Below are 24,371 nucleotides of genomic sequence, written 5' to 3'. Positions count from 1 at the left end.
CAATTTACTGACTTGAAGTCAGTATCGACGCCTTCTTCAACGATCTTGAAGGCGTCCATGGACTCCCCCATTCAGGCTGCGGCCGACCCGCGCCGCCGTCTGGCGCTGGTTGCCGCTGTGTACCTCGGCAGCTTCATCGCCACGCTTGACGTGAGCATCGTCAACGTCGCGCTGCCCACGCTGCAGCGCGCGCTTTCCACCGATCTCGCCGGATTGCAGTGGGTGATCGACATCTACGCGCTGTGCCTTTCGGCCTTCATGCTGTCGGCGGGGCCGCTGGGGGACCGCTATGGCCGCAAGCGCGCCTGGCTGGCAGGTGTGGCTGTGTTCACCGTTGGCTCGGCGATGTGCGCGATAGCCGGCAGCCTGCCGATCTTGCTGGCGGGCAGGGCGGTGCAGGGCGTGGCCGGCGCGCTGATGATTCCGGGGGCGCTGTCGCTGCTGGCGCATGCGTTTCCGGAGCCGGTCGGGCGGGCGCGGGTGATCGGCGGCTGGTCGTCGTTCTCGGCGCTGTCGCTGGTCCTCGGGCCGTTGCTTGGCGGGCTGCTGGTGGACCATGCGGGCTGGCAGAGCATCTTCCTCATCAACATTCCGATCGGGCTGCTGACGGTGGGGCTGGGGCTCTGGGGCATCAAGGAAAGCTCGCATCCCGAACATGCCGCGCTCGACCCTGTCGGCCAGGTGCTCAGCGTGCTGTGGCTGGGCGCGCTGACCTATGGGCTGATCGCGGCGGGCGAGCATGGCTGGGGTTCTGTGCAGGCCGCGAGCGCACTGGTGGCGGCCGCCATCGGCCTCGCGCTGTTCCTGATGGTGGAGGCGCGCGTGGCGCGGCCGCTGCTGCCGCTCGGGCTGTTTCGCGATGCGCGCTTCTCGGTCACCAATTTCGCGTCGTTCGTGCTCGGCTTCTCGGCGTACGCCAGCCTGTTCTTCTTCTCGCTGTTCCTGCAGCAGGTGCAGGGCTGGTCGCCCAGCGACACCGGCTGGCGGCTGGTGCCGCAGTTCGTCGCAACTGGTGTCGTGGCCTCGCAGTTCGGCCGTCTCGCGAAACGCTTCGAGGTGCACACGCTGATGGTGGCGGGCTACGGACTCATCGGCGGCGCGATGCTGCTGCTGACGCTGTTCTCCGCCGACACGCCCTATGCGTTGCTGGCGCTGCTGTTCGTGTTCCTCGGCGCGGGCACCGGCCTTGCCGTGCCGGCCACGAGCACGGCCGTGATGGCGTCGGTGCCGGCGCAGCGCTCGGGCATGGCCTCGGCCACGATGAACGCGCTGCGACAGGCCGGCATGCTGATCGGCATCGCACTGCTCGGCACGCTGATGAGCACGCGCGCCACCTCGCTACTTGCCGATGCGCTCGGGCAGGCGGGCCTGGCCAATGCGCGGCAGGCTGCCGCCGCGGCCGTTGGCCGGCACGATCTGGGCGCACTGGCCTCGCTCGATGCGTCCACCGCGCACAGCCTCCTGGCCAGCGCATTGGCCGGTGGCTTCCATGCCGCCGTGGCTTGCGCCGGCATTGCCGGCCTGCTGGCGGCGGGGCTGCTCGTGAGCGTGCGGCCTCGCGCCGCCGCCTTGCCCGCTCGCGCCTGAGGCTTCGTCCAGCCATGCCCGCCGCATACGTGCCGGTGCGCTTTCGTGCGCGCCTTCGTTCGATTTTTTCCAAGGAGCTTTTCATGATCCATCACGAACTCAGCCAATGGCCCCTCGTCATCAGCGTTACGGCCGGACTTCAGACACTCGAAGGCATGCAGGCCTTCACCGAGGACTGGAACCGCTGGCTCGATCGCGGCGAACCCTTCGCCTCGCTGCGCGTGTTCGCCGACGCCGATGCGCTGGTCCACCCCGAAGGCAGCGCGCAGAACGCCAGGCAGTGGCTGCAGGAGCGCGGCGCCGACATCCGCCGCCATATGATGGGCATGGCGAGCGTGGTGCCCGCCGACCAGTACGAGAAAATGCGCAAGATGAATGTCGAGAAACTCTTCGGCGTGCCCGCCAGCATCTTTGCCGACGCCGACGACGCACTGGTGTGGCTCGGCGAGCGTGTGATGGCGCCGCGCGGCCTGCCCTTCGATCTGGCCGCCGTGCGTGCGGCGATCCGCTCGGCCCGCCTGGCGGCCGCCGTTTCCTGAGGCAGCCGATGGTCAAGAGCAGCGACCCCGTCACGATTCCTACGTCTCCCGAGGGGGAGGCCGCGCCACGCCGCCGCACCAAGGCGCCAGAAACGCGCGCCGCCGCGCTGATGGACGCCGCCGAGCGCCTCTTCATCGCAAAGGGCATTGCCACCACCAGCATCGACGACATCGCGGCCGGCGCGCAGGTGGCCAAGGGCACCTTCTATCTGTACTTTCCGTCGAAGGAGGCAATGCTCGGCGCATTGCAGCAGCGCTTCGTCGACACCTTCTGCGCGCGGCTGCAGGAGTCCATGGACCGCCATCGGCCCGACAACTATCACGCGCGCCTGAAGGCCTGGGTGGAGACGGGGCTCGAAACCTACCTGGACAACGTCGCCTTGCACGACGTGGTGTTCCACGAGTACCGGCCCGAAGACCGCCGCATGCGCAACGACAACGCGGTCATCACGCAACTGGTCGGACTGCTGAAGCAGGGCGATGCCGCCGGCTTCTGGGACGTGGAGGACGCGACCCTCAGCGCCGTGATCCTCTTCAATGCGCTGCACGGCGTGGCCGACGACGCGGTGGCGATGGGGCAGACCGGCGAGGCGGAGCGCAAGCGCCGTGCACGCACGCTCACGAGATTCCTCGAGCAGGCGCTGCATCCGGCCGAGGACGACAGCGCTGACTGAACCCAGTGCGGGTTCAGTTCAGAGCTTGTAGAAGCGCTTGATTGCGCTCCACGCGTCTTCCGGCGCGTCGACGTACTCGAAGAGCTTCACGTCGCCCGGCGAGATCACGCCCTCTTCGACCAGGAAGTCGAAGTCGATCAGGCGCTTCCAGTAGTCCGAGCCGAACAGCACGATCGGCACCGGCTTCGACTTCTTCGTCTGCACCAGCGTGATCACCTCGAACAATTCGTCGAGCGTGCCAAAGCCGCCTGGGAACGCCACCAGCGCCTTCGCTCGCATCATGAAATGCATCTTGCGGATGGCGAAGTAGTGGAACTTGAAGCTCAGCGCCGGCGTGACGTACGGGTTGGCTTCTTCTTCCATCGGCAGCGCGATGGCCAGGCCGACGGAGAGGCCGCCGCCCTCGTGCGCGCCGCGGTTGGCCGCCTGCATGATGCCGGGGCCGCCGCCGGTGCAGACGAAGAGCTTGTCCTGCGGTTCCTTGTCGTTGCTGTACTGGGCGACCAGCTTGCCGAAGGCGCGCGCCTTCTCGTAGTAATGCGAGTTGCGCGCCAGCCGGCGCCAGCGCTCGGACGCTGCTGCGTCACCGCTGGCATCGGCCTGGGCGATCATGGCGGCGGCGTCTTCCTCGCTGCGAAAACGGGCGCTGCCGAACACCACCACGGTGTTCTCGATGCCATGGGCGCGCTGCTCGATGTCGGGTTTCATCAGCTCGAGCTGCATGCGGATGCCGCGCGTCTCGCGGCGCAGCAGGAACTCGGGGTCGGCGAAGGCGATGCGCGAGGGATCGGGGTCGAGCGGCAGGCCCTGGTCGGCATGGGACCGGAGCGTGGCCCAGGCATCGGCCAGGCGTTTGTCGTGAATGTTGTGCGTGTTGTTCATGGGGAAACCAGACAGAAGTACCTTGGAGATTGTGCAGCGTTGCAACCACCATGCCCACCAAGCAAAAAAGGCTCCTTGCGGAGCCTTTTTCGAGGGTGGTGGTCAGCGGGGGGGCCGAGACTCAGACGCGCTTGCGGTATTCGCCGGTGCGCGTGTCGATTTCGATCTTGTCGCCTTGCGACACGAAGAGCGGAACCGGCACTTCGAAGCCGGTGGCGATCTTGGCGGGCTTGAGCACCTTGCCCGAGGTATCGCCCTTGACGGCGGGTTCGGTCCAGGTGATTTCGCGCTCGACGCTGGTCGGCAGTTCGACCGAGATGGCCTTGCCGTCGTAGAACACCACTTCGACAGCCATGCCGTCTTCGAGGTAGTTCAGGGCGTCGCCCATGTTTTCGGCTTCGACTTCGTACTGGTTGTAGTCGGCGTCCATGCAGACGTACATCGGGTCGGCGAAGTAGGAGTAGGTGCAATCCTTCTTCTCGAGCACGATCTGGTCGATCTTGTCATCGGCCTTGAAGACCACTTCGGTGTTGAAGTTGGCGATCAGGCTCTTCATCTTCATGCGCACGGTGGCGGAGTTGCGGCCGCCGCGGCTGTATTCGGTCTTGAGGACGACCATCGGGTCCTTGCCGTGCATGATGACGTTGCCGGCGCGGATTTCTTGAGCGATTTTCATAACAGGGTCTCTGGATGTTGGCCGCTCGGTGCACGGGGCCATCGGCGACCGTCTCAATGTGTTTGGACGTTTGCCGCTATGTCTGGCCCCGCGGTACAGGTCCCGCGGCAGGTTTAGCGGAGAGCATCTCGGATCGATGAGATCCGGGCCGAAATCCGCAAAGCCCACTATTTTAGCTTTTTTGGGCGATCAGTTCCCGCAGTTGGGTGACCAAGTCGTCCTGCGCTAGCAGCCGCGTGCGGGCATCCAGGGCCGTTTCGCGCCACGGGCCCTGCGTTTCCAGTGCGGGCAGGGCGCCGCCGCCAAAGCCATTCCAGGCGTGGTGAAAAAGCCTCAGCGAGGCCGGGGCGCCGAGCCAGTCGAGCCAGGCATTCAGCTTGACATGGTGGGCGTCGTCGTCCTGCGGGTAGATCTGCCAGACCAGCGGCGCGCCGGCCCAGAGGGCGCGCACCAGCGAATCTTCGCCGCGCACGAAATTCAGGTCGCAGGCCCACAGCAGGTGGTCGAAATCGGGCTGGGTGAGGTAGGGGAGGTATGAAATTGATAGCGCACCGCTCCCTTGAGGCAAGGGAAGTGCCTGGACTGCCTGCGTGGCGCGACCCGCCGTCACCAGCAGGCGCGTGGGCTCTGGGTCTTCCGCCAGCCGGGCCAGCAGGGCGGCCAGCGCCGGCGGCTCGTAGCAGAAGAGCGACACCAGCCGCTCGTGGTTTTGCCACGGGATCTGCTGTGCGGCCAGCCACTGCGTGCGGTCGAAGCGCGCCCGGCGTTCCATCAGGTCGGGCTCCCGCAACAGTCCTCCCGTGGCGGGGGTGAAGCCCGGATAGAAAAAGCGCTTCGTCAACCCGGCGCCGGGCCCCTTGAACACCGGCGAAGGCAGTCCGTGCAGCCGTTCCACATACGGCTCGGCCGACAGGTATTCGAGGTTGATCCAGGCAAGGCCCGGCCCTTCGGCAAAGCGGGCGATCAGTTCCGGTGCCGGCTCGCAGCCGAAGGCTTCGATCAGCACATCGGGTGCCGGCCCTGCTACGGCCGCCTGAAGTGCGGCGAAATCGAGCCAGTCGATCACCTCCACGCCGTCACGGCCGGTGCGAGCCTCGGGCGCCATCCAGCGCAGCGCCGCCGCATCGTCGACCCACAGCCGCGTGCGTTCGCCAAGTGCAGCCAACTGGCAGGCCAGCCTCCAGCAGACGCCGAGGTCGCCGTGGTTGTCGATGACCTTGCAGAAGATGTCCCATTGCCTGGATTGCATGGCCGCGAGTGTGCCTGTCTTCGACCGCCGGGCCGCCGGCCGTGCTTGCTATGCTGACGGCACAACCACCACCGGAGAGAGAACCCATGAGGATGCAGACCCGTCGCCGCTCGCCCCTGTCCTTTCGTTCCGCGAGAACCGTGCTCGCCCTGTCGCTGGCCTTGTGCGGCATGGCCGGTGCGTCGGCCCAGACTTCGGCTCCTGCGCTCACGCCGCAGCAGCAGCGCTTTCACGACATCTACAAAGAGCTGATCGAGATCAACACCACGCACTCGGTGGGCGACAACACCGTGGCAGCGCGCGCCATGGAAAAGCGCCTGGTCGATGCGGGCTTCGCGCCCGGCGACGTCCAGATCTTCGAACCCTTCCCGAAGAAGGGCAACCTGGTGCTGCGCTTCAAGGGCGACGGCAGCAAGAAGCCGCTGCTGCTGCTGGCCCACATCGACGTGGTCGAGGCCCGGCGCGAAGACTGGAAGACCGATCCCTTCAAGCTGCAGGAAACCGGCGGCTACTTCACCGCCCGCGGCGCCATCGACGACAAGGCCATGGCCGCGGCGCTGGTCTCTGTGGTGGGGCAACTGAAGCAGGAAGGCTTCAAGCCCAAGCGCGACATCATCCTCGCGCTGACTGCCGACGAAGAGCGCGGCGATGCGCTCAGCAACGGCGCCTTCTGGCTCATCAACAACAAGCCCGAGCTGCTGCAGGCGGAGTTCGGCATCAACGAAGGCGGCGGCGGCGAGCTGCGCGGCGGCAAGCCGAACCTGCACCGCATGCAGGTGGCCGAGAAGATGTACACCACCTACATGCTGGAGGCGCGCGACGTGGGCGGCCACAGCTCGGTGCCGACGAAGAACAATCCGATCTACGCGCTGGCCGCGGGCCTGGAGCGCCTGGGCAACTTCAGCTTCCCGGTCAAGCTTGCGGATGTCACCAAGACCTACTTCGCGCGCAGCGCACCATTCGCCACCGGCCAGCTGGCCGACGACATGCGCGCGGTGGGTAACGGCAACCCCGATCCCGCGGTCATCGAGCGCATGTCGGCCAACCCGGCCTACAGCGCACAGTTCCGCACCACCTGCGTCGCAACGATGGTGCAGGCCGGCCATGCCGAGAACGCGCTGCCGCAATCGGCCAAGGCTACCGTCAACTGCCGCATCCTGCCGCACGACGACCCTGAGGAAGTGGAACGCCTGCTGACCCAGGCCATCGGCAACGACAAGATCGTGGTGCGCAACCTGGGCAAGCCGCTGCGCAGCCCGGCGTCGCCGCTGAACGGCGACCTCGTGAAGACGGTGGAGTCGATCACGCAGCAGATGTGGCCGGGCGTGCCAGTGGTGCCCGCCATGAGCACCGGCGCCACCGACAGCCGCTTCATGCGCAACGCGGGCATCCCGATGTACGGCGTGACCGGCATGTTCCTGGAGCCGGCCGATGCACGCGCGCACGGTCTCGACGAGCGCATCGAGATCCAGCGGCTGTACGACGGCCGCGAGTTCCTGTATCGGCTGGTGTCGGAGCTGGCCAAGTAAGCGCGCCGATGAGCGACGCTTACGAACACCATTTCGTCCAGGCCAACGGCATTCGCTTTCACGTGGTGCAGGCCGGCCCGGTCGATGGGCCGGTGGCCATGCTGCTGCACGGCTTTCCGGAGTTCTGGCGTGGCTGGGCGAGCCAGATCGATGCGCTGGCGGCCGCCGGCTATCGCGTGTGGGTGCCCGATCAGCGCGGCTACGGCGAGAGCGACAAGCCCGAGGGCGTCGATGCCTATGGCCTCGAAACGCTGGCGGACGATGTTTGCGCGCTGATCCGCAGCACGGCCCGGGAGGCGGTGACGCTGCTCGGCCACGACTGGGGCGGCGCCGTGAGCTGGCGCGTGGCGGCGCGCAACCCGGCGCTGGTGGAGCGGCTGGTCATCGTGAATTCGCCGCATCTGGCGGTGATGCTCCAGCACATGTCGCGCGGGCGGCAGCGGCTGCGCAGCTGGTACATGCACTTCTTCCGCATTCCGCGCTTGCCCGAACGGCTGCTGAGCCGTCACGGCTTTCGCGGGCTGACCCGGGTGCTGACGCAGAGCAGCCGGGCCGGAGCTTTTTCCAATGCGGAGCTGGCGCTGTACCGCGAGGCCTAGGGCCGGCCGGGCGCGCTGACCGGCATGCTCAACTGGTACCGCGCGCTGATGCGCAACCGGCCGAACATTCGAGCCGACGCGCGCATCCCGGTGCCCACGCTGCTGCTGTGGGGCGTGCAGGACCAGGCGCTCGGCACCGAGATGGCCCAGCCCAGCATCGACCTGTGCGACCAGGGCGAACTGCAGCGCATCGAGGGCGCGGGGCACTGGGTGCTGCACGAGGAGGGCGTCGACGTGAGCCGGCGCATCCTCGCTTTTATCGGCTCCGCGGCCGCTCCTGCTTCCGCCCTCAGGGCGTGAAGGTATCGCCCAGCACGATGCCTTCGCGCCGCGGGTCGGCGCCGCCGGTCAGCACCGGCTTGCCGCTCGCGTTGGCACGGATGATGGTGCTGGTGCCGCTCGACTGCGCGCCGAAGTTCACCGTGTGACCCAGGGCGCGCAGCCCCGCGATCAGCGTATCGTTGTTGCCGTTGTTGCCGTTGTTGCCGTTGTTGGTGATGTCCACGTTGGGATGCTCGCCGCCCACGTTGGTGGCGCTGTTGGTGGCGCCGGCGATGGGGGTGTTGGTGGCGCCGAAGTCGACCAGCGACGTGGCCTGCTGGGCATCGAGTCCCCAGTCGAGCACGCCGACCACGGTTTTCACCACGTACTGAATGATGGTGCCGCCGCCCGGCGAACCGGTGCCCATGACGAACTCGCCCATGCTGCCGTCGGCGTTCTTCTTGAACACGAGCGTGGGGGCCATCGTGCTGCGCGGGCGCTTGCCTGGCGCGACGCGGTTGGCCACCTTGATGCTCGGGTCGACCGTGTCGTTCGGGTTGGCCGAGAAGTCTGTGAGCTGGTTGTTCAGCATGAAGCCCTGCGTCATGTGAAATGAGCCCAGCGTGCTTTCCACCGTGGTGGTCATCGAGACCACGTTGCCCTGCTTGTCGACGATGGTGAAGTGCGTGGTGCCGTGCTCCTCGGTCTTGTCGATGCCCAGCGGCACCGCGCCCAGGTTGCCGGCCTGCGCGACGCCCATGCTCTTCGTCAGGCTGATGAGGCTGGCGCGGCTTTGCAGGTAGGGCTTGTTGATCATCGTGTCGACCGAGCCGCCCGGCAGCGGGACGAAGTCGGTGTCGGCCACGTACTTGTCGCGGTCGGCGTAGGCCAGGCGCTCGGCCTCGCTCACCAGGTGCACGCCCATCACGGTCGGCTTGCCGCCTTCGATGTCGATGGCGGTCGGCTTGTACAGGCCCAGGTTGAAGGTCTCGAGAATGCCCAGGCTCGCCACCACCGCGATGCCGCCCGAGGACGGCGGCGACATGCTGCACACGTAGTAGTCGCGGTAGGTGCCGCAGACCGGGTCGCGCCGCTTGGCTTTGTAGTTGGCCAGGTCGGTCAGCGTGGTCATGCCGGGCGTGATGGCCGAGCCGTCGTTCGCGGCGGTGGTGTTGCCGATCTTGTCGACGATGCCCTTGGCGACGTCGCCCGTGTAGAAGGCGTTGGCGCCCTGCGTGGCGATGGTGGTCAGCGTCTTCGCGTAGGCCGGGTTCTGCAGCCGCGTGCCCAGCGCCTTCGGCGTGCCGTCGGCGTTGAAGAAGTAGGCCGTGGCTTCGGCGTCGCGCTTCAGGCTCGTGGCCGATGAAGAGATGGCGGCAGCCATGCGTCCGCCGATCAGGAAGCCGTCGGAGGCCAGCGTGATGCCGTAGCCGAACAGGTCTTTCCACGGCAGCTTGCCGTGGTCCTGGTAGGCGAGGTCGAGCATGCGCACCGCGCCGGGTGTGCCGATGGAGCGGCCGCTGGCGCGCGCGCCACCGGGCAGGGGCGGCGTGGCGTCGGCACCGGTCGGGTCGATGTAGCGCAGGTAGTTCTCGTTGGCGGCGGCAGGCGCGGTTTCGCGGCCGTCGTAGGCCTGCACTTTCTTGGTCGCGGCGTCGTAATAGAGCATGAAGGCGCCGCCGCCCAGGCCGCTCGATTGCGGCTCGACCAGGCCCAGCACGGCCTGCACGGCCACAGCCGCATCGACGGCGCTGCCGCCGGCTTTCAGCACGTCGCAACCGGCACGGGTGGCGAGCGGATGGTTGGCCACCACCATGTAGCTCTTGGCATACACCAGCTTGTGGCCCGGCGCATAGCCCGATGCCGCCTCGGGCGCAGCCGGGTCGCCTGCGTCGCCCGAGCCGACCACCACGGATGAATTGCCGGTCGAGGTGAGGCAGCCGTTGTCGGGCGGGGGCGGCTGGTTGGCCGCGTTGATTGCGGCGATGGTTGCAAGAATCGTTGCCGTGTCTTGAGCGTCGTTTCTGGAGGCGCCACCGCAGCCCGCCAGGCTCAGCGAGAGAGCGATGGGCGAGAGCGTCCACCAGACGCGTCTGTTGTTTTTGTTCATGTGGATTTCCCGAGTAGGTATGTTGAAAAACCACGGGCGCTCCTCGCGCCCGTAGCCATCTTCAGCACATTCCATTCCAGCAATGTCGGGGTTTGCGCGCAGGCGGGCGCCGCACCGCGTGCCGCGCGCCACAATAGCCGCCATGTCAGACGTGCATTCCGATCAATTGCTCAGCGAAGTCGCGGCCCTGCCGCAGTTGCCAGGCGTCTACCGCTATTTCGATGCGGCGGGCGCGGTGCTCTACGTGGGCAAGGCGCGCAACCTCAAGAAGCGGGTTGCCAACTACTTTCAGAAGAGTCACGGCGGTACCCGCATCGGCCACATGATCTCGAAGATCGTGCGCATGGAAACCACGGTGGTGCGCTCCGAGGCCGAGGCGCTACTGCTCGAGAACAACCTGATCAAGACGCTCAAGCCGCGCTACAACATCCTGTTTCGCGACGACAAGAGCTATCCCTATCTCAAGATCGCGTCGCACCAGTTTCCCCGGCTGGCCTACTACCGCGGCGCGGTCGACAAGAAGCACCGCTACTTCGGGCCGTACCCGACTGCCTGGGCGGTGAAGGAGTCGATCCAGCTGTTGCAGAAGGTGTTTCGCCTGCGCACTTGTGAAGATACGGTGTACGCCAACCGCACGCGGCCTTGCCTGCTGTACCAGATCAAGCGCTGCAGCGGGCCGTGCGTCGGCTACATCGAGCCCGAGGCCTATGCGCAGGACGTGGCCAGCGCCGAAGCCTTCCTGATGGGCGACACGCAACTCGTGCTCTCGAAGCTCGAACAGCGCATGACGGCGCATGCCGAGAAGCTTGAATTCGAGCAGGCGGCCGAGCTGCGCAACCAGATGTCGGCCATCTCGCGCGTGCTGCACCAGCAGTCGATCGAGATCGCGTCCGACAAGGACGTGGACATCCTCGCCGTGAAGGTGCAGGGCGGCAAGGCCTGCGTGAACCTCGCGATGGTGCGCGGCGGCCGGCACCTTGGCGACCGGCCGTACTTTCCCGTGCACGTGGAAGACGCGGCGCAGATTCATCACGGCGAACTCGACGACGACGAAGACGATGCACCGCCCGTTGCTGCCGACCCGATCGAGGTGCAGGTGCTCGAAGCCTTCATCGCCCAGCACTACATCGACGTGCCCGTGCCGGCCACGCTGGTGCTGAGCGAGCAGGTGAGCCGCGAGCTGATCGAGGCGATTTCGCAGCAGGCCGGTGCGCGCGTGACGGCGGTGTTCCAGCCGCACGAGCAGCGCCGGCACTGGCTCGAAATGGCCGAGACCAATGCCAAGCTGCAATTGGCCCGTCTGCTGGCCGAAGAGGGCTCGCAGCAGGCACGCACGCGCGCGCTGGTCGATGCGCTGGAGCTGGCGTCGGACGACCTCGACAACTTCCGCGTCGAGTGCTTCGACATCTCGCACACTGCGGGCGAGGCAACGCAGGCCTCGTGCGTGGTGTTCGAGCACCACACCATGCAGAACCGCGAGTACCGCCGCTACAACATCGAAGGCATCACGCCCGGCGACGACTACGCGGCCATGCGCCAGGTGCTGCATCGTCGCTACGGCAAGCTGGCCGAGGCCATGGCGGCCGAGACCGACGCCTTGCCTCCGGGCGACGCCGAGAGCGACGACACCGACGCGCCACCGAAGCCCCGGACCGCACGCATGCCCGACCTGGTGCTGGTGGACGGCGGCAAGGGGCAGGTGTCGATGGCGCGCGAAGTGTTCGGCGAGCTGGGCCTGCCGCTGTCGCTGATCGTCGGGGTCGAGAAGGGCGAGGGCCGCAAGGTCGGGCTCGAAGAACTCGTGTTCGCCGACGGCCGCGAGAAGGTCTACCTGGGCAAGGACTCGGCCGCGTTGATGCTGGTGGCCCAGATCCGCGACGAGGCGCACCGCTTCGCCATCACCGGCATGCGGGCCAAGCGCGCGAAGGTACGCGTCGGCGGCAGCCAGCTCGAAGACATTCCGGGCATCGGGCCGAAGCGGCGTGCGCGGCTGCTGCAGCGCTTCGGCGGCATCCGCGGGGTGGCTGCGGCGAGCGTGGAAGACATCGCGTCGGTCGAGGGCATTGCCTCCGACCTGGCGGAGGAAATCTACAAGGCGTTGCATTGAGGGCGTGACCCCCGACGGGGGTTACTTCCGCCATGACACAATCAAGCGATGTTCTGGACACTACCGACCATCATGACCTGGACGCGCATCGTCGCGATCCCTTTGATTGTTGGTGTGTTCTACCTGCCGATGGCCGAGCCGATGCGCAACCTGATCGCCACGGTCATGTTCATCGTCTTCGCGGCAACCGACTGGCTCGACGGCTTCCTGGCACGCCGGCTCAATCAGACCTCGGCCTTCGGGGCCTTTCTCGATCCGGTGGCTGACAAGTTCCTGGTGTGCGCCTCGCTGCTGGTGCTGGTGCACCTGAACCGGGCCGATGTGTTCGTGGCGCTGATCATCATCGGCCGTGAGATCGCCATCTCGGCGCTGCGCGAATGGATGGCGCAGATCGGCGCCAGCAAGAGCGTAGCGGTCCACATGATCGGCAAGGTCAAGACAACCGTGCAGATGATCGCCATTCCGTTCCTGCTCTATGACGGGCGCCTGTTCAAGGTGATCGACACCGGCGTCTGGGGCCAGTGGCTGATCTGGATCTCGGCCGTGCTCACCATCTGGTCGATGGTGTACTACCTGCAGAAGGCCATTCCGGAAATCCGGGCCCGTACCAAATGACCTCGGCGGCCACGGCCCCCGGCGGGGGCTGGCTGCGGGCGATGCCGGCGGTCTTCGTGCTGATCTGGAGCACGGGCTTCATCGTCGCGCGCTACGGCATGCCGTATGCGCCACCCCTCAAGTTCCTGGCCGTGCGCTTCGCTTTGTCGCTGGTGTGCTTCGGCGTGTGGGTCGTGCTGGCGCGGGTCGAGTGGCCGAAGCAGCGCGCGCAGTGGGGGCACCTGGCGGTCACGGGCATCCTGATGCAGGCGGGCTACCTGGGCGGCGTGTGGGCCGCGGTGCATGCCGGCATGGGCGCGGGGCTGGTGGCATTGCTGGTCGGCATCCAGCCGGTGCTGACGGCGGTGTGGATGTCGTTCAATGGCGGGCGCATCTCGGGCCGGCAGTGGGCTGGGCTGGTGCTGGGCTTCGCGGGGCTGGTGCTTGTGGTGTCGCGCAAGTTCGGACAGGGTGCCGAGGTCAACGTGCTGACGATGACGCTGGTGGTGATGGCGCTGCTGTGCATCACGGCGGGCACGCTCTATCAGAAACGCTTCGTCGCGCCCTGCGACGTGCGCAGTGCCAGCGCCGTGCAGATGGCGGCGGCGTTGCTGGTCACGCTGCCGTTCGCGGCGCTGGAGTCTCAGGGCATCGAATGGAACGCGCACTCGGGCGGCGCGATGGCCTGGTCGGTGCTGGCGTTGTCGCTGGGCGGCAGTTCGTTGCTCTACATGCTGATCCAACGTGGCACGGCGACGGCTGTCACGAGCCTGCTGTATCTGGTGCCGCCCTGCACGGCAGTGATGGCGTGGTTATTGTTCTCCGAGCCGATCACGCTGGTGACGGTGCTGGGCATTGCGCTCACCGCCGTGGGCGTGAGCCTCGTGGTGCGCAACGGGCGCTGAGCGGCCAGTTTCTTAACGTGCGCCGGCCTTGCCGGGCTTCCAGGGCTCGCCGCGGAACTGTTCCACGAGGTGATCGACCAGCAGCCGCACGCGTCGCGGCGTCTTCGGCCGCCATGGTGCAATCCAGTGGATGTCTGCTTCCGCCATTGCGTATTGCGGCAGCACGCGCACGAGTTCGCCGCTCGCGAGTTGCGGTGCGATGTCCCACAGGCTGCGCAGCATGACGCCGTGCCCGGCCACGCACCAGTCGCGCACCATCTCGCCCGAATTGCTGGCCAGCGGCCCTTGAACACGCACGCGCGCCGTGCTGCCGTCGCGCGCATGGCGCAGGGTCCAGAGCGCGTACTGGCGCTGGCTGGCATCGCCGTTCTCGCGTGCGACCAGGCAATCGTGAGAAGCCAGTGCCTCGACGGTGGCTGGCGTGCCGCGGCGCTTCAGGTAACCTGGCGAAGCAGCCAGCACGCGCTGGTTGCGCGCGATGCGCCGCGAGACCCAGTCGGCCGCATGGCGCTGCTGCACGGCCCAGAGCCAGACCGCGCCGTCGTAGCCCTCGGCGCCGAGGTCGGGCAGTTGCTCGGTCAGCATCAGCTCGATCTGCAGCGCAGGGTGCCGCGCCTGAAAGGCCGCCACCGCCGGTCCGAGCCAGCGTCGGCCGAAGCCGAATGTTGCAGCCAGACGGACGGTGCCGGTCAACTCGTTCTGGCGTTCGCCGAGCTCGCTTTCGAGCGCGGCAAAGCCGTCGAGCAGCGTTCGCGCGTGCAGGCAGACCGCTTCGCCTTCAACCGTGACGCTGAGCCGCCGGGTGGTGCGGTCGAACAGGCGCTGGCCCAGGCGGGCCTCCAGCGCACCCAGCCGCTTGGTGATGACGGAGGGCACGACATCGAGCGTGGCGGCCGCACCCGCCAGGCTGCCCTGGTCGCGAATGGCCAGCACGAGCGCTAGGTCGCTGCGGTCCATCGAGGGAGAATTCATGCCAGATCGGAAAGTATGAATTGGCTGATTGTTGCTTGATGATCGAAGGGGCGCAACGCACAATCGTTCCCGTGATGGCCTCTTTTCTCTCCCTTCCCACTTTCGACATCGAGCGCAACGGCGTGCGCATCCATGGCCGCATCGGCGGCAGCGGGGCTCCCTTGCTGCTGCTGCATGGACATCCGCAGACGCATGCGATCTGGCATCGCGTGGCGCCGGCATTGATGGAACGGTTCACGTTGGTCGCGGTCGACCTGCGCGGCTATGGCGATTCAGGCCGACCGGCAGCTGATGCCGAGCACGTGGCCTATAGCAAGCGGGAGATGGCGCTCGATGCGCTCGCGGCCATGCAGCATCACGGTTTCGAGCGCTTCGGCGTGCTGGCGCACGACCGTGGCGCGCGTGTGGCTCATCGGCTTGCGATGGACCATCCCGCGGCAGTCGAGCGCATGCTGCTGCTCGACATCGCACCCACGCTCGCGATGTACGAGCAGACTTCCGAAGCATTTGCCAAGGCCTACTGGCACTGGTTCTTCCTGATCCAGCCGCCGCCGCTGCCCGAGGCGCTGATCGCGTCCGATCCCGTGCGCTACGTGCGCAGTGTGATGGGCGGGCGGCATGCCGGCCTCGCGCCCTTTGCGCCCGAGGTGCTGGCCGAATACGAACGCTGCGCCACCATCGCGGGCACCGCCGAATCCATCTGCGAGGACTATCGCGCCTCCGCCACCATCGACCTTGTGCACGACCGCGACGACATCGCCGCTGGCCGGCAGCTGGCGCAGCCGCTGCGCGTGCTGTGGGGCGAGCACGGTGCAGTCGGCAAGGCCTTCGATGTGCTCGCGCTGTGGCGCGACCGTGCCGCCGACGTGTCGGGCCGCGCCTTGCCGTGCGGCCACTACGTTCCCGAAGAGGCCCCGGACGAATTGCTCGCCGAGACCCAGGCATTCTTTCTACCTCTACAACACGCACACGCAGGAGCCAACCCATGAGCACCCACAGAATCGCAGTCATCGCCGGCGACGGCATCGGCAAGGAAACCATGCCTGAGGGCGTGCGCGTGCTGGATGCCGCGGCGCGCAAGTTCGGCATCGACCTGAAGTTCGACCACTTCGATTTCTCGAGCTGGGACTACTACGAGAAGCACGGCCAGATGCTGCCCGACAACTGGAAGGACCAGATCGGGGGGCACGATGCCATCTTCTTCGGTGCGGTCGGCTGGCCCGAGAAGATTGCCGACCACGTGTCGCTGTGGGGCTCGCTGCTGATGTTCCGCCGCGAGTTCGACCAATACGTCAACCTGCGTCCGGCACGCCTGATGCCCGGCATCATCGCCCCGGTGGTGCGGCGCGACGGCACGCCGCGCGAGCCCGGCGAGATCGACATGTACATCGTGCGCGAGAACACCGAGGGCGAGTACTCCAGCATCGGCGGGCGCATGTACCAGGGCACGCCGCGCGAGATCGTGGTGCAGGAGACCGTGATGTCGCGCGTGGGCGTCGACCGGGTACTGAAGTTCGCGTTCGAGCTCGCGCAATCGCGGCCGAAGAAGCACCTGACCAGCGCCACCAAGTCGAACGGCATCTCGATCACCATGCCGTACTGGGACGAGCGCGTGGCCGAGATGGGCAAGAACTACCCGGGCATCACGCTCGACAAGTTTCACATCGACATCCTCACCGCGCACTTCGTGCAACGGCCCGACTTCTTCGACGTGGTGGTGGCGAGCAACCTGTTCGGCGACATCCTGTCGGACCTGGGCCCGGCCTGCACCGGCACCATCGGCATCGCGCCGAGCGCCAATCTCAACCCAGAGCGCACCATGCCCTCGCTGTTCGAGCCGGTGCATGGCTCGGCACCCGACATCGCCGGCAAGGGCATCGCGAACCCCATCGGGCAGATCTGGTGCGGCGCGATGATGCTGGAGTTTCTGGGCCACAAGCAGGCGCACGACGCCATTCTTTCGACCATCGAGAAGGTGCTCGCGCCCCAAAGCGGAGCACCGCGCACCCCGGACATCGGCGGGACGGCCAGCACCAGCGACCTCGGCAAGGCGATCGCCGAGGCGCTTTGAAAAAGGAGTTCACGAAAGGCCCCTAAAATCGCGCGCTCCGCTGATCGGCATGGCTCTGTGTCTTATTGACACCCTGCAGACCAGTGGTTGTAATCCTCGCTGGCAGTGCGCTGCCGAGGCGTCAGGCCTGCCAGGCTCTTGAGTCGCACCGTTTGCGGCCAGGTCGCAGCTGACGGAAGCCGACCAACTTTTTTTCTACAAGGGGCCCTTGTGAACAAGACCGAACTGATTGAGCACATCGCAAAGAACGCCGATATTTCCAAAGCCGCAGCGACCCGTGCGCTCGAATCCACCATCGGCGCTATTCGTACCACGCTCAAAAAGGGCGGCTCCGTTTCGCTCGTCGGTTTCGGCACTTTCGCAGTAGGCAAGCGCGCGGCCCGCACCGGCCGAAATCCCCGTACCGGCGACGCGATTAAAATCAAGGCAGCCAAGATCCCGAAGTTCCGTCCGGGCAAGGCGCTGAAAGACGCGCTGAACTAAGACGTTAGACTCGGAAAGTATTCCCGGTGGGGTGCTTAGCTCAGTTGGTAGAGCGGCGCCCTTACAAGGCGTAGGTCGGGGGTTCGAGCCCCTCAGCACCCACCACCACCAGATGCAAAGGCGAACACCAGTTCGCCTTTTTTATTGCCGTCCGACAGCCGTCGAAAAAGAGTGTTCAAGCATGTTTGATTTCTTCCGCAAGTACAACAAGATCGTCATGATTTTCTTGTTCTTGCTGATCATTCCCTCGTTCGTGCTCTTCGGTGTCGAGCGCTACCAGGGCTCCGGTCGCGACGAGAAGGTAGCCCGCATCGAGGGCCACGACATCACGAAGCCCGAATGGGATCAGCAGCACCGCGTTGAGACCGATCGCATTCGCCAGCAATCGCCCAACGTCGACCCGACGCTGCTCGACTCCGATGCCTTGCGCTACGCCACTCTGGAGCGCATGGTGCGCGACCGCGTGCTGGCCGCAGCGGCTGCCAAGGCCAACATGACGGTGTCTGAAGACCGCCTGTCGCGCATGTTCGCGCAGGACACGGGCCTGGCTGCGTTCCGCACGCCCGACGGCAAGTTCGACCGCGATGCTTTCCAGCGCGTGACCGGTCGCACGCCCGAGCAGTACGAAGCGTCGGTGCGTTCCGACATGGCAACGCAGCAGGTGCTGCTGGGCATTTCGGGCACGACCTTCACACCGCCGGCACTGGCCGCCACCACCATCAACGCCTTCTACGACAGCCGCGAAATCCAGGTGGCCCGTTTTAGCCCCGAGAGCTTCGCATCGAAGGTGACGGTGAGCGATGCCGACATCGAGACCTACTACAAGGACCACACGGCACAGTTCCAGGCGCCCGAGCAGGCCAGCATCGAGTACCTCGTGCTCGACCTTGAGGCGGCCAAGAAGAACGTCGTCGTGAACGAGGCCGACCTCAAGACCTATTACGAACAGAACGCCTCGCGCTTCGGCACCAAGGAAGAGCGCCGCGCCAGCCACATCCTGATCACCGCGCAAGCCAGCATGTCTGCCGCCGACCGCGAAAAGGCCAAGGCCAAGGCTGAGCAACTGCTGGCCGATGTGAAGAAGGCGCCCAACACCTTCGCTGAAGTCGCGCGCAAGAATTCGCAAGACCCCGGTTCGGCAGAGAAGGGCGGCGACCTCGACTTCGTGACGAAGGGCGCCATGGTCAAGCCTTTCGAGGACGCGATGTTCGCGCTCAAGAAAGGCGAGATCAGCAGCGTCGTCGAAACCGAATTCGGCTACCACATCATTCACCTGACCGACATCAAGCCGGCCGTGATTCCGCCCTTCGAGCAAGTGCGCGCGACCATCGAGAACGACATGCGCTCGCAGCAGGCGACACAGGAGTTCGCGAAGGCTGCCGAGGCATTCACCGATGCGGTCTACCAGTCGCCCGAGAGCCTCAAGCCGGCCGCCGACAAGCTGAAGCTCACGATCAAGACGGCCGACAACGTCGCGCGCCTGCCTGTACCGGGCGCCGCCGGTCCGCTGGCCAGTCGCAACTTTTTGAGCGCGCTGTTTGCAGCCGACTCGCTTGACCGCAAGCAGAACACCGAAGCGATTGAAGTCGGCCCCAGCCAGCTCGCATCGGGCCGCGTGACGAAGTACACGCCGGCGCACCCGGTGCCGCTGGCCGACGTGAAGGACAAGATCCGTGCGCAGCTCGTCACCGAGCGCGCCGCGGTGCTGGCCAAGACCGAGGGCGAAGCCAAGCTCGCCGCGTGGACCGCCAAGGCGGACGGTGCGACCTTCGGTGCACCCGTGACGGTGTCGCGCCGCGACGCGCAATCGCAGCCGCTGCCGGTCATCGACGCCGCGCTGCGAGCGGATGGCTCCAAGCTGCCCGCGATCGTGGGCGTGGACCTCGGCGCGCAGGGCTATTCCGTGGTCCGCGTGACCAAGATTGTTCTCCGCACGCCGCCGCCGCCCGAGCTCGCAAAGCAGGAGCAGGCGCAGGTCGGCCAATCCGTGGCCGCGGCTGAAGATGCCGCCTACTACAACATGCTGAAAGACCGCTTCAAGGCTGAGATCCTGGTGCCGAAGCCAGCGGAGACGCTGCCGCAAGCCGCAGGCCGCTGAGACACACGGAACACCGCCAGACAAAGCCCGAGCCATTCAATGGCTCGGGCTTTTTTCATGGCCGCGCGAACCCGTCGCACGAGGGACAAGCGGCGTCTTCGCTTCTTGCCAGAATCCCGTGCATGGGAACCCTCTACCTCGTGCGCCACGGACAGGCCAGCTTTGGCGCTGCCGACTATGACAACCTGAGTGAACTCGGACACCGGCAGGCTGTTCGCCTCGGTGAGTACTGGCGTGAGCGCGGCATGAAGTTCGATGCTGTCATCACCGGCACGTTGAAGCGCCATCGCCAGACCTGGGAAGGCATCGCCAAGGGCCTTGGTCTCGAGCGCGACGACGTACTGCCGTGGCCTGGCCTCAACGAGTACGACAGCGAAGCGGTCATCGCCACCATCCACCAAGGCAAGCTGCAGAAGCCCGACTCGCCCGAGATGTACCGTCACCACTTCCGCCTGCTGCGCGAAGGGTTGAGCGCGTGGATGCAGGGCAAGACGGCGCCGGTCGGCATGCCGAGCTATGTCGACTTTCTGGCCGGCGTGACGACGGCGCTCGACCATGTGCGTGACAAGCACCATGGCGCGAAGGTGCTGGTGGTGTCGAGCGGGGGGCCGATCAGTACGGCGGTGGGGCATGTGCTCGGCACGAGCGCCGAGACGACGATTGAACTCAACCTGCGCATCCGCAACACGTCGGTGACGGAGTTCGCCTTCACGCCCAAGCGGCACATGCTTGTGACCTACAACACGCTGCCGCACCTGGATGGTCCGGCGTATGAAGACTGGATCACCTACTCCTGAAGGCCGCTCCTCAGGCCTGTCGCATCAGGCCTGCCAGACGCCGTAGCCGGCCTTGCGCAGCGCGATGCCGAGATCGACCTCCATCAGGCGTGCATCCTCGTAGGTCATCGGGTTGTAGCGTTCGTAGAGTGCGGGCAGCAGGCGCAAGCCGAACTCCTGCACGAAGCTGTTGGCCTGGATGCCGGCCTTGTGCTTGTCGAAACGGATGTCGGGGTCCAGGCCGGTCATGCCGACATAGACGAAGGGCTTGCCGAGTTGGTAGTCGGGATTGGCGCGCCTGAAGCGGCCGTTGTTCCATACGCGGTCGTCGAGTTCGACCACATAGACATGATGCTTGGCGCGTGGTTTGCGGGGCATCACAGTGGCCGTGCGCGCGGAGCGGCACGGCCCCTTTTTCGCATCAGCTCTTGCGCTTGATCAGGCCGTAGATGATGAGCAGCACGATAGCGCCCAGCACGGAGGCGATGAAGCCAGCGCCCTGGCCGGCGGTGTACCAGCCCAGCGACTGGCCGACGTACGTGACGATCAGCGAGCCTGCGACGCCGATGATGGTGGTGACGATGAAGCCCGCGGAGTCGTCGCCCGGCTTGACGGCCCGTGCCACAAGACCCACGACGAACCCGATCAGAATAGTCCAGACGATGCTCATGAAGAAATTCCTTTGGTGGTGAAGTGGTGGAGGTGGCCGGAAGCCATGCCCGTCTGCGCGGGCCGTAATCATGATAGCGGAGCGATATGCGTGTCGGTGCCGGCGATGCACATCGAACAGGCGCGCGAGAATTTGTGCCGGACTTCGTGACGTGGAAGCTGCGCCGCGTCCTACAGGTCCGCTGCCAGCGCCGCGATACACCGTTCGCATGCTCGAAAAACTGCCCGAAGTCATCGGCCAGGCGCTGCAGGGTGTGCGCGCCGGCTTGGACAACATCGTCTTCAACACTCTCGGCATGCGGGAAGGGATGGCCTCCATTGCGCTCACCAGTGTGGCCTTTGCGGACCATGCGCCGCTGCCGAGGCGCCATACCGCTGATGGCGAAGGCGTCTCGCCGCCGCTTCAGTGGACCGGCTTGCCAGCTGGCGCGGCGTCGTTGCTGCTGATCGTGGAGGACGCCGATTCACCCACGCCGAATCCGCTGGTGCATGCCATCGTGGTGAATCTTGCGGCGGACAGCGGGGCGCTGGCCGAGGCTGCCATTCCCAGTCAGGGCAATGAGGGCGTGGGATTGCATGTCGGGCGCAATTCGACGCTGCAGGCAGCTTGGCTGCCGCCCGACCCGCCTCCTGGGCACGGGGTTCATCGGTACGCGTTCCAGTTGTTTGCGCTTGGAAGCGTTCCGGAGCTTTCAGAAACGCCCGGCCGTGACGAAATCGTCGATGCCTTGCGCGAACACGCTATTGCCAGTGGTCTGTTGATCGGCACCCATGAGCGATCCGATGGCTCGATCAGGATCCAGGAAGGCGTGACCCCAGGTGGGCCAATGGCGGCCGGGTGAAAATGTGGCTTTCAAGCCTCTCCATTGATTGCCGCCGTCAAAACCGCGATTTTTAACGCTACAATCGTAGGCTCTGCGGTGGCTGTAGCTCAGCTGGTAGAGTCCCAGATTGTGATTCTGGTCGTCGTGGGTTCGAGTCCCATCAGCCACCCCAAAAAATATCTCATATCTCCTTTGTGCTATTGCGCAATAGCGCTCAAAGGATCACAGCGCCGGGTTTGCCCCGGCGTTGCCATTTCTGGCCGCCGCAACTTCTTCTTCTGCCTGCGCGCCGCGGACTCTTTTCCCCATCTCACTCGCATATAACGCGTCCAAAGTGGTGCGCTTTACGTTGCGAGTTGTTGCATTAATGCAATGCGCCGCCAATTTTTTCGCGCGGTAAGGTACTTGTGGCAAATGTAAACTGAATTAAAATCCACCCGTTTTCAATTTCAGGAGTCCAACAATGGCTTCGACCCTCGCCGATATCAATTCCCAGATCAAGAAGCATGACGAGCAGATTGCGCAATTGCGCAAGCAGGCCGAAGACCTGCGCAACCAGGAACGCGCAGGCGTGGTTGAAGAGTTGCGCAAGAAGATCGCCGAATACGGTTTGACTGCTTCCGATCTGAAACTTACCGGCCGTGTGGGCGCGGCCAAGCGCAGTGCGGGAACCGCTCCGGCCAAGGCTGCCGCCAAATACCGTGGCCCGACCGGCGAAACCTGGTCTGGTGGCCGTGGCCGCAAGCCGCGTTGGGTGACTGAGGCATTGGCTGCGGGCAAGTCGCTTTCCGATTACGAGATCAAGTAAGTGCCCCTGTTTTCACTGGGCAGGTGCCCAATAAAAAAGCCCGCATGCGCGGGCTTTTTTATTGGGCGTTGAGGGGTGACGCGCTCAGTTCACCATCACCAGTTTTCCTTTAACGCCGCGCGAACCCATGTGGGCGTATGCGGCCTTCAATTCCGCCATCGGCATCGTGCTGTCGATCACTGGCTTGATCTTTCCCTGGCCGTACCAGTGCGCCAATTCCGCCATCATCTGTGCATTGGCCTTGGGCTCGCGCCTGGCGAAATCGCCCCAGAACACGCCGACCAGTGAAGCGCCTTTCAGCAGCGTCAGATTCAATGGCAGCGACGGAATCGGGCCGGACGCAAAACCGACGACCAAATAACGGCCGCGCCAGCCGATGGAGCGAAAGGCTGGCTCTGCAAAATCGCCGCCCACCGGGTCGTAAATGACGTCCGGCCCTTTGCCGTCGGTGGCGGCCTTGATGGCGTCGCGAAAACCGTTGGGCAGTGCATGCGTCGTGTAGTTGATCGTCGCGTCGGCGCCGATGGAGCGGCAAAGTTCGCATTTCTCATCGGTGGAGGCTGCTGCGATCACTTTGGCTCCTGCAGCCTTTGCGATCTGGATGGCCGCCGTGCCCACGCCGCCGGCGGCGCCGAGCACCAGCACGGTTTCGCCGGCCTTGAGTTGCGCGCGGTCCATCAGTGCATGCCACGATGTGGCATAGATCATGATGAAAGCCGCTGCATCGACGTGGCCGAAGCCTTCAGGCAGTGGCATGCACAGCGCGGCTGGCGCCAGCGTGTGAGTGCCGAAGCCGCCCGTGCCCGAAAGGCAGGCCACGTTCTGCCCGACCTTGAGGTGCGTGACACCATCGCCGACCGCCTGGATGACGCCCGCATATTCGGAGCCCGGCACGAAGGGCAGGGGCGGCTTCATCTGGTATTTGTTCTGCACGATCAGCAGATCGGGGAAGTTCAGGCTTGCCGCCTTGATTTCGATCAGCACCTGACCCGGGCCCGGTGTCGGTGTCGGCAGTTCTTTCCAGGTCAGCGCGTCGACGCCGGTGGGGTTTTCGCAAAGCCATGCGTGCATGCTCGAGTCTCCTTCGGGTAGGTAATGTTCGGCCAATGAATGCGGGCGATGATAGGTGGCGCGGTGGGGTGGGCTTGTCCCTGCTGCGACGCACCCGACGCCTACAATCTGAGCGCATCCAGGACACCATGAAGATACTAATTTCCAACGACGATGGCTTTCAGGCGCCGGGCATCGTCGCGCTGCACGACGCACTCAAGGACATCGCCGAGGTCGAGGTGGTCGCACCCGAGCACAACAACAGCGCCAAGTCGAACGCGCTGACCCTGGCGGCACCGCTGTACGTGCGCGAGGCACACAACGGTTTTCGCTATGTGACCGGCACTCCGGCCGACTGCGTGCACATCGCGCTCAAGGGCCTGCTCGACTATCGGCCCGACCTGGTGGTCTCCGGTATCAACAACGGCGCCAACATGGGCGACGACACCATCTATTCAGGCACGGTCGGCGCGGCGATGGAGGCTTATCTGTTCGGCATTCCGGCCATTGCCTTCTCGCAGATCGAAAAAGGCTGGGCGCACGTAGATGCAGCCGCCCAGGTGGCGCGCCGGCTGGTGCTGCAGATCGAGCGCGAACGCGTGCTCGAAGGCGGTGCCTTCCTGCTCAACGTGAACGTGCCGAACCTGCCTTTCGACGAATTGAAGCCCGTCAAGGTCTGCCGGCTCGGCCGTCGCCATGCGGCAGAGAAGGTGATCACGCAGGACAGTCCGCGCGGCGAAACCATGTACTGGATCGCCGGCGCGGGCGGTGCCAAGGACAGCGGTGAAGGCACCGACTTCCATGCCACTGCAGCCGGCCACATCGCGCTGACACCACTGCAGATCGACCTGACCGACCACGCCAACCTCGGCCAATGGCGCGAGACGGTGGCCCGTCTCGGCAACTGA

General features: G+C 65.5%; 25 protein-coding genes and 2 tRNA genes. 19 read left to right on the top strand and 8 right to left on the bottom strand.

Annotation, left to right across the window (positions count from 1 at the left end):
- Positions 1-57 precede the first annotated feature (57 nt).
- From ACSFCA_RS14300 to ACSFCA_RS14290, 3 genes are all read left to right on the top strand, one after another.
- On the top strand, positions 58-1,587 hold the full coding sequence (locus ACSFCA_RS14300; RefSeq protein WP_435459932.1) for an MFS transporter: 1,530 nt from the start codon (positions 58-60) through the stop codon (positions 1,585-1,587).
- An 83-nt stretch (positions 1,588-1,670) separates the two neighbouring features.
- Positions 1,671-2,126 carry a hypothetical protein gene (locus ACSFCA_RS14295; RefSeq protein WP_435459931.1) on the top strand — a complete coding sequence of 152 codons (456 nt, stop codon included), beginning with the start codon at positions 1,671-1,673 and terminating at the stop codon, positions 2,124-2,126.
- 8 nt (positions 2,127-2,134) lie between these two features.
- Positions 2,135-2,800, top strand: coding sequence for a TetR/AcrR family transcriptional regulator (locus ACSFCA_RS14290; protein WP_258353928.1), 666 nt, complete (start codon positions 2,135-2,137; stop codon positions 2,798-2,800).
- 18 nt (positions 2,801-2,818) lie between these two features.
- On the opposite strand, the gene ACSFCA_RS14285 is transcribed toward ACSFCA_RS14290, so the two are convergent.
- The 3 genes from ACSFCA_RS14285 to earP form a co-directional block, all read right to left on the bottom strand.
- On the bottom strand, positions 2,819-3,682 hold the full coding sequence (locus ACSFCA_RS14285; protein ID WP_093051216.1) for an LOG family protein: 864 nt from the start codon (positions 3,680-3,682) through the stop codon (positions 2,819-2,821).
- A gap of 121 nt (positions 3,683-3,803) precedes the next feature.
- On the bottom strand, positions 3,804-4,358 hold the full coding sequence (gene efp / locus ACSFCA_RS14280) for an elongation factor P (protein WP_007830687.1): 555 nt from the start codon (positions 4,356-4,358) through the stop codon (positions 3,804-3,806).
- A 172-nt stretch (positions 4,359-4,530) separates the two neighbouring features.
- Entirely contained in the window at positions 4,531-5,607 is a 1,077-nt protein-coding gene (gene earP, locus ACSFCA_RS14275) for an elongation factor P maturation arginine rhamnosyltransferase EarP (RefSeq protein WP_258353929.1), read from the bottom strand.
- Between the two features lie 86 nt (positions 5,608-5,693).
- Between earP and ACSFCA_RS14270 the strand changes: the two genes are divergently transcribed.
- From ACSFCA_RS14270 to ACSFCA_RS14260, 3 genes are read left to right on the top strand one after another with little or no spacing between them, the layout of a single operon-like run.
- Positions 5,694-7,136: a M20/M25/M40 family metallo-hydrolase gene (locus ACSFCA_RS14270; protein ID WP_093077708.1), complete on the top strand. Its 1,443-nt coding sequence runs from the start codon at positions 5,694-5,696 to the stop codon at positions 7,134-7,136.
- Positions 7,137-7,144: 8 nt separating this feature from the next.
- Positions 7,145-7,735, top strand: coding sequence for an alpha/beta fold hydrolase (locus tag ACSFCA_RS14265; protein ID WP_435459930.1), 591 nt, complete (start codon positions 7,145-7,147; stop codon positions 7,733-7,735).
- A 24-nt stretch (positions 7,736-7,759) separates the two neighbouring features.
- Complete coding sequence (locus ACSFCA_RS14260) at positions 7,760-8,035, top strand: alpha/beta fold hydrolase (RefSeq protein ID WP_435459929.1); 276 nt, start codon at positions 7,760-7,762, stop codon at positions 8,033-8,035.
- Here the strand turns inward: ACSFCA_RS14260 and ggt are convergent.
- A complete protein-coding gene (gene ggt / locus ACSFCA_RS14255) occupies positions 8,025-10,106 on the bottom strand; it encodes a gamma-glutamyltransferase (protein ID WP_435459928.1) in 2,082 nt (693 codons plus the stop codon). The genes ACSFCA_RS14260 and ggt overlap by 11 nt on opposite strands.
- 142 nt (positions 10,107-10,248) lie before the next feature.
- On the opposite strand from ggt, the gene uvrC reads away from it, so the two are divergent.
- From uvrC to ACSFCA_RS14240, 3 genes are read left to right on the top strand one after another with little or no spacing between them, the layout of a single operon-like run.
- A complete protein-coding gene (uvrC, locus tag ACSFCA_RS14250) occupies positions 10,249-12,213 on the top strand; it encodes an excinuclease ABC subunit UvrC (protein ID WP_435459927.1) in 1,965 nt (654 codons plus the stop codon).
- 48 nt (positions 12,214-12,261) lie between these two features.
- Positions 12,262-12,828 (top strand): CDP-diacylglycerol--glycerol-3-phosphate 3-phosphatidyltransferase, encoded by a 567-nt coding sequence (gene pgsA / locus ACSFCA_RS14245; protein WP_093051202.1) that lies wholly within the window; start codon positions 12,262-12,264, stop codon positions 12,826-12,828.
- Complete coding sequence (locus ACSFCA_RS14240) at positions 12,825-13,712, top strand: DMT family transporter (RefSeq protein WP_435459926.1); 888 nt, start codon at positions 12,825-12,827, stop codon at positions 13,710-13,712. Before pgsA ends, ACSFCA_RS14240 begins: the two co-directional genes overlap by 4 nt.
- A 12-nt stretch (positions 13,713-13,724) precedes the next feature.
- On the opposite strand, the gene ACSFCA_RS14235 is transcribed toward ACSFCA_RS14240, so the two are convergent.
- Positions 13,725-14,684 (bottom strand): LysR substrate-binding domain-containing protein, encoded by a 960-nt coding sequence (locus ACSFCA_RS14235; RefSeq protein ID WP_258353934.1) that lies wholly within the window; start codon positions 14,682-14,684, stop codon positions 13,725-13,727.
- A gap of 74 nt (positions 14,685-14,758) precedes the next feature.
- On the opposite strand from ACSFCA_RS14235, the gene ACSFCA_RS14230 reads away from it, so the two are divergent.
- The 6 genes from ACSFCA_RS14230 to ACSFCA_RS14205 all read left to right on the top strand — a co-directional run bounded on the left by ACSFCA_RS14230 (position 14,759) and on the right by ACSFCA_RS14205 (position 20,133).
- On the top strand, positions 14,759-15,673 hold the full coding sequence (locus ACSFCA_RS14230) for an alpha/beta fold hydrolase (RefSeq protein WP_435459925.1): 915 nt from the start codon (positions 14,759-14,761) through the stop codon (positions 15,671-15,673).
- The gene (locus ACSFCA_RS14225) at positions 15,670-16,755 is read left to right on the top strand and encodes a tartrate dehydrogenase (RefSeq protein WP_093177052.1); all 1,086 of its coding nucleotides are present in this window, start codon (positions 15,670-15,672) and stop codon (positions 16,753-16,755) included. Before ACSFCA_RS14230 ends, ACSFCA_RS14225 begins: the two co-directional genes overlap by 4 nt.
- Positions 16,756-16,965: 210 nt before the next feature.
- Positions 16,966-17,238 (top strand): HU family DNA-binding protein, encoded by a 273-nt coding sequence (locus ACSFCA_RS14220; RefSeq protein ID WP_007830705.1) that lies wholly within the window; start codon positions 16,966-16,968, stop codon positions 17,236-17,238.
- Between the two features lie 29 nt (positions 17,239-17,267).
- A tRNA-Val gene (locus ACSFCA_RS14215) sits at positions 17,268-17,343 on the top strand.
- A gap of 76 nt (positions 17,344-17,419) precedes the next feature.
- Complete coding sequence (locus ACSFCA_RS14210; RefSeq protein WP_435459924.1) at positions 17,420-19,336, top strand: SurA N-terminal domain-containing protein; 1,917 nt, start codon at positions 17,420-17,422, stop codon at positions 19,334-19,336.
- Between the two features lie 122 nt (positions 19,337-19,458).
- Positions 19,459-20,133, top strand: coding sequence for a histidine phosphatase family protein (locus ACSFCA_RS14205; protein WP_258353937.1), 675 nt, complete (start codon positions 19,459-19,461; stop codon positions 20,131-20,133).
- A gap of 24 nt (positions 20,134-20,157) precedes the next feature.
- Here ACSFCA_RS14205 and ACSFCA_RS14200 read toward each other — a convergent pair whose 3' ends face one another.
- Positions 20,158-20,490, bottom strand: a complete 333-nt coding sequence (locus tag ACSFCA_RS14200) for a hypothetical protein (RefSeq protein WP_258353938.1) — start codon at positions 20,488-20,490, stop codon at positions 20,158-20,160.
- A gap of 43 nt (positions 20,491-20,533) precedes the next feature.
- Positions 20,534-20,782, bottom strand: coding sequence for a GlsB/YeaQ/YmgE family stress response membrane protein (locus ACSFCA_RS14195; RefSeq protein ID WP_007830716.1), 249 nt, complete (start codon positions 20,780-20,782; stop codon positions 20,534-20,536).
- 208 nt (positions 20,783-20,990) lie between these two features.
- Here ACSFCA_RS14195 and ACSFCA_RS14190 point away from each other — a divergent pair, with 208 nt between their 5' ends.
- The 3 genes from ACSFCA_RS14190 to ACSFCA_RS14180 all read left to right on the top strand — a co-directional run bounded on the left by ACSFCA_RS14190 (position 20,991) and on the right by ACSFCA_RS14180 (position 22,413).
- On the top strand, positions 20,991-21,623 hold the full coding sequence (locus ACSFCA_RS14190) for a YbhB/YbcL family Raf kinase inhibitor-like protein (protein ID WP_435459923.1): 633 nt from the start codon (positions 20,991-20,993) through the stop codon (positions 21,621-21,623).
- A gap of 78 nt (positions 21,624-21,701) precedes the next feature.
- Positions 21,702-21,777, top strand: a tRNA-His gene (locus tag ACSFCA_RS14185).
- Between the two features lie 291 nt (positions 21,778-22,068).
- A complete protein-coding gene (locus ACSFCA_RS14180; protein WP_258353940.1) occupies positions 22,069-22,413 on the top strand; it encodes an H-NS histone family protein in 345 nt (114 codons plus the stop codon).
- A gap of 84 nt (positions 22,414-22,497) precedes the next feature.
- Here ACSFCA_RS14180 and ACSFCA_RS14175 read toward each other — a convergent pair whose 3' ends face one another.
- Positions 22,498-23,484 (bottom strand): NADPH:quinone oxidoreductase family protein, encoded by a 987-nt coding sequence (locus tag ACSFCA_RS14175; protein ID WP_435459922.1) that lies wholly within the window; start codon positions 23,482-23,484, stop codon positions 22,498-22,500.
- Between the two features lie 128 nt (positions 23,485-23,612).
- On the opposite strand from ACSFCA_RS14175, the gene surE reads away from it, so the two are divergent.
- Positions 23,613-24,371 carry a 5'/3'-nucleotidase SurE gene (surE, locus tag ACSFCA_RS14170; protein WP_435459921.1) on the top strand — a complete coding sequence of 253 codons (759 nt, stop codon included), beginning with the start codon at positions 23,613-23,615 and terminating at the stop codon, positions 24,369-24,371.

The sequence above is a fragment of the Variovorax multivorans genome, from assembly GCF_051216835.1.
Lineage (GTDB): Bacteria > Pseudomonadota > Gammaproteobacteria > Burkholderiales > Burkholderiaceae_C > Variovorax.
The sequence above is the reverse complement of the archived record's forward strand: the minus strand, read 5'-3'. Positions and strand labels throughout refer to the sequence as shown.

Excerpts from the sequence above, each read along its gene's own strand:
- ACSFCA_RS14285 (WP_093051216.1), bottom strand. The coding sequence starts at position 3,682 with ATGAACAACACGCACAACATTCACGACAAACGCCTGGCCGATGCCTGG.
- ACSFCA_RS14175 (WP_435459922.1), bottom strand. The coding sequence starts at position 23,484 with ATGCACGCATGGCTTTGCGAAAACCCCACCGGCGTCGACGCGCTGACC.
- ACSFCA_RS14200 (WP_258353938.1), bottom strand. The coding sequence starts at position 20,490 with ATGCCCCGCAAACCACGCGCCAAGCATCATGTCTATGTGGTCGAACTC.
- ACSFCA_RS14270 (WP_093077708.1), top strand. The coding sequence starts at position 5,694 with ATGAGGATGCAGACCCGTCGCCGCTCGCCCCTGTCCTTTCGTTCCGCG.
- ACSFCA_RS14205 (WP_258353937.1), top strand. The coding sequence starts at position 19,459 with ATGGGAACCCTCTACCTCGTGCGCCACGGACAGGCCAGCTTTGGCGCT.
- ACSFCA_RS14240 (WP_435459926.1), top strand. The coding sequence starts at position 12,825 with ATGACCTCGGCGGCCACGGCCCCCGGCGGGGGCTGGCTGCGGGCGATG.
- ACSFCA_RS14210 (WP_435459924.1), top strand. The coding sequence starts at position 17,420 with ATGTTTGATTTCTTCCGCAAGTACAACAAGATCGTCATGATTTTCTTG.
- pgsA (WP_093051202.1), top strand. The coding sequence starts at position 12,262 with ATGTTCTGGACACTACCGACCATCATGACCTGGACGCGCATCGTCGCG.
- uvrC (WP_435459927.1), top strand. The coding sequence starts at position 10,249 with ATGTCAGACGTGCATTCCGATCAATTGCTCAGCGAAGTCGCGGCCCTG.
- earP (WP_258353929.1), bottom strand. The coding sequence starts at position 5,607 with ATGCAATCCAGGCAATGGGACATCTTCTGCAAGGTCATCGACAACCAC.
- ACSFCA_RS14295 (WP_435459931.1), top strand. The coding sequence starts at position 1,671 with ATGATCCATCACGAACTCAGCCAATGGCCCCTCGTCATCAGCGTTACG.
- ggt (WP_435459928.1), bottom strand. The coding sequence starts at position 10,106 with ATGAACAAAAACAACAGACGCGTCTGGTGGACGCTCTCGCCCATCGCT.
- ACSFCA_RS14300 (WP_435459932.1), top strand. The coding sequence starts at position 58 with ATGGACTCCCCCATTCAGGCTGCGGCCGACCCGCGCCGCCGTCTGGCG.
- ACSFCA_RS14180 (WP_258353940.1), top strand. The coding sequence starts at position 22,069 with ATGGCTTCGACCCTCGCCGATATCAATTCCCAGATCAAGAAGCATGAC.
- ACSFCA_RS14195 (WP_007830716.1), bottom strand. The coding sequence starts at position 20,782 with ATGAGCATCGTCTGGACTATTCTGATCGGGTTCGTCGTGGGTCTTGTG.
- ACSFCA_RS14265 (WP_435459930.1), top strand. The coding sequence starts at position 7,145 with ATGAGCGACGCTTACGAACACCATTTCGTCCAGGCCAACGGCATTCGC.
- surE (WP_435459921.1), top strand. The coding sequence starts at position 23,613 with ATGAAGATACTAATTTCCAACGACGATGGCTTTCAGGCGCCGGGCATC.
- ACSFCA_RS14290 (WP_258353928.1), top strand. The coding sequence starts at position 2,135 with ATGGTCAAGAGCAGCGACCCCGTCACGATTCCTACGTCTCCCGAGGGG.
- ACSFCA_RS14190 (WP_435459923.1), top strand. The coding sequence starts at position 20,991 with ATGCTCGAAAAACTGCCCGAAGTCATCGGCCAGGCGCTGCAGGGTGTG.
- efp (WP_007830687.1), bottom strand. The coding sequence starts at position 4,358 with ATGAAAATCGCTCAAGAAATCCGCGCCGGCAACGTCATCATGCACGGC.
- ACSFCA_RS14230 (WP_435459925.1), top strand. The coding sequence starts at position 14,759 with ATGGCCTCTTTTCTCTCCCTTCCCACTTTCGACATCGAGCGCAACGGC.
- ACSFCA_RS14235 (WP_258353934.1), bottom strand. The coding sequence starts at position 14,684 with ATGAATTCTCCCTCGATGGACCGCAGCGACCTAGCGCTCGTGCTGGCC.
- ACSFCA_RS14225 (WP_093177052.1), top strand. The coding sequence starts at position 15,670 with ATGAGCACCCACAGAATCGCAGTCATCGCCGGCGACGGCATCGGCAAG.
- ACSFCA_RS14260 (WP_435459929.1), top strand. The coding sequence starts at position 7,760 with ATGCTCAACTGGTACCGCGCGCTGATGCGCAACCGGCCGAACATTCGA.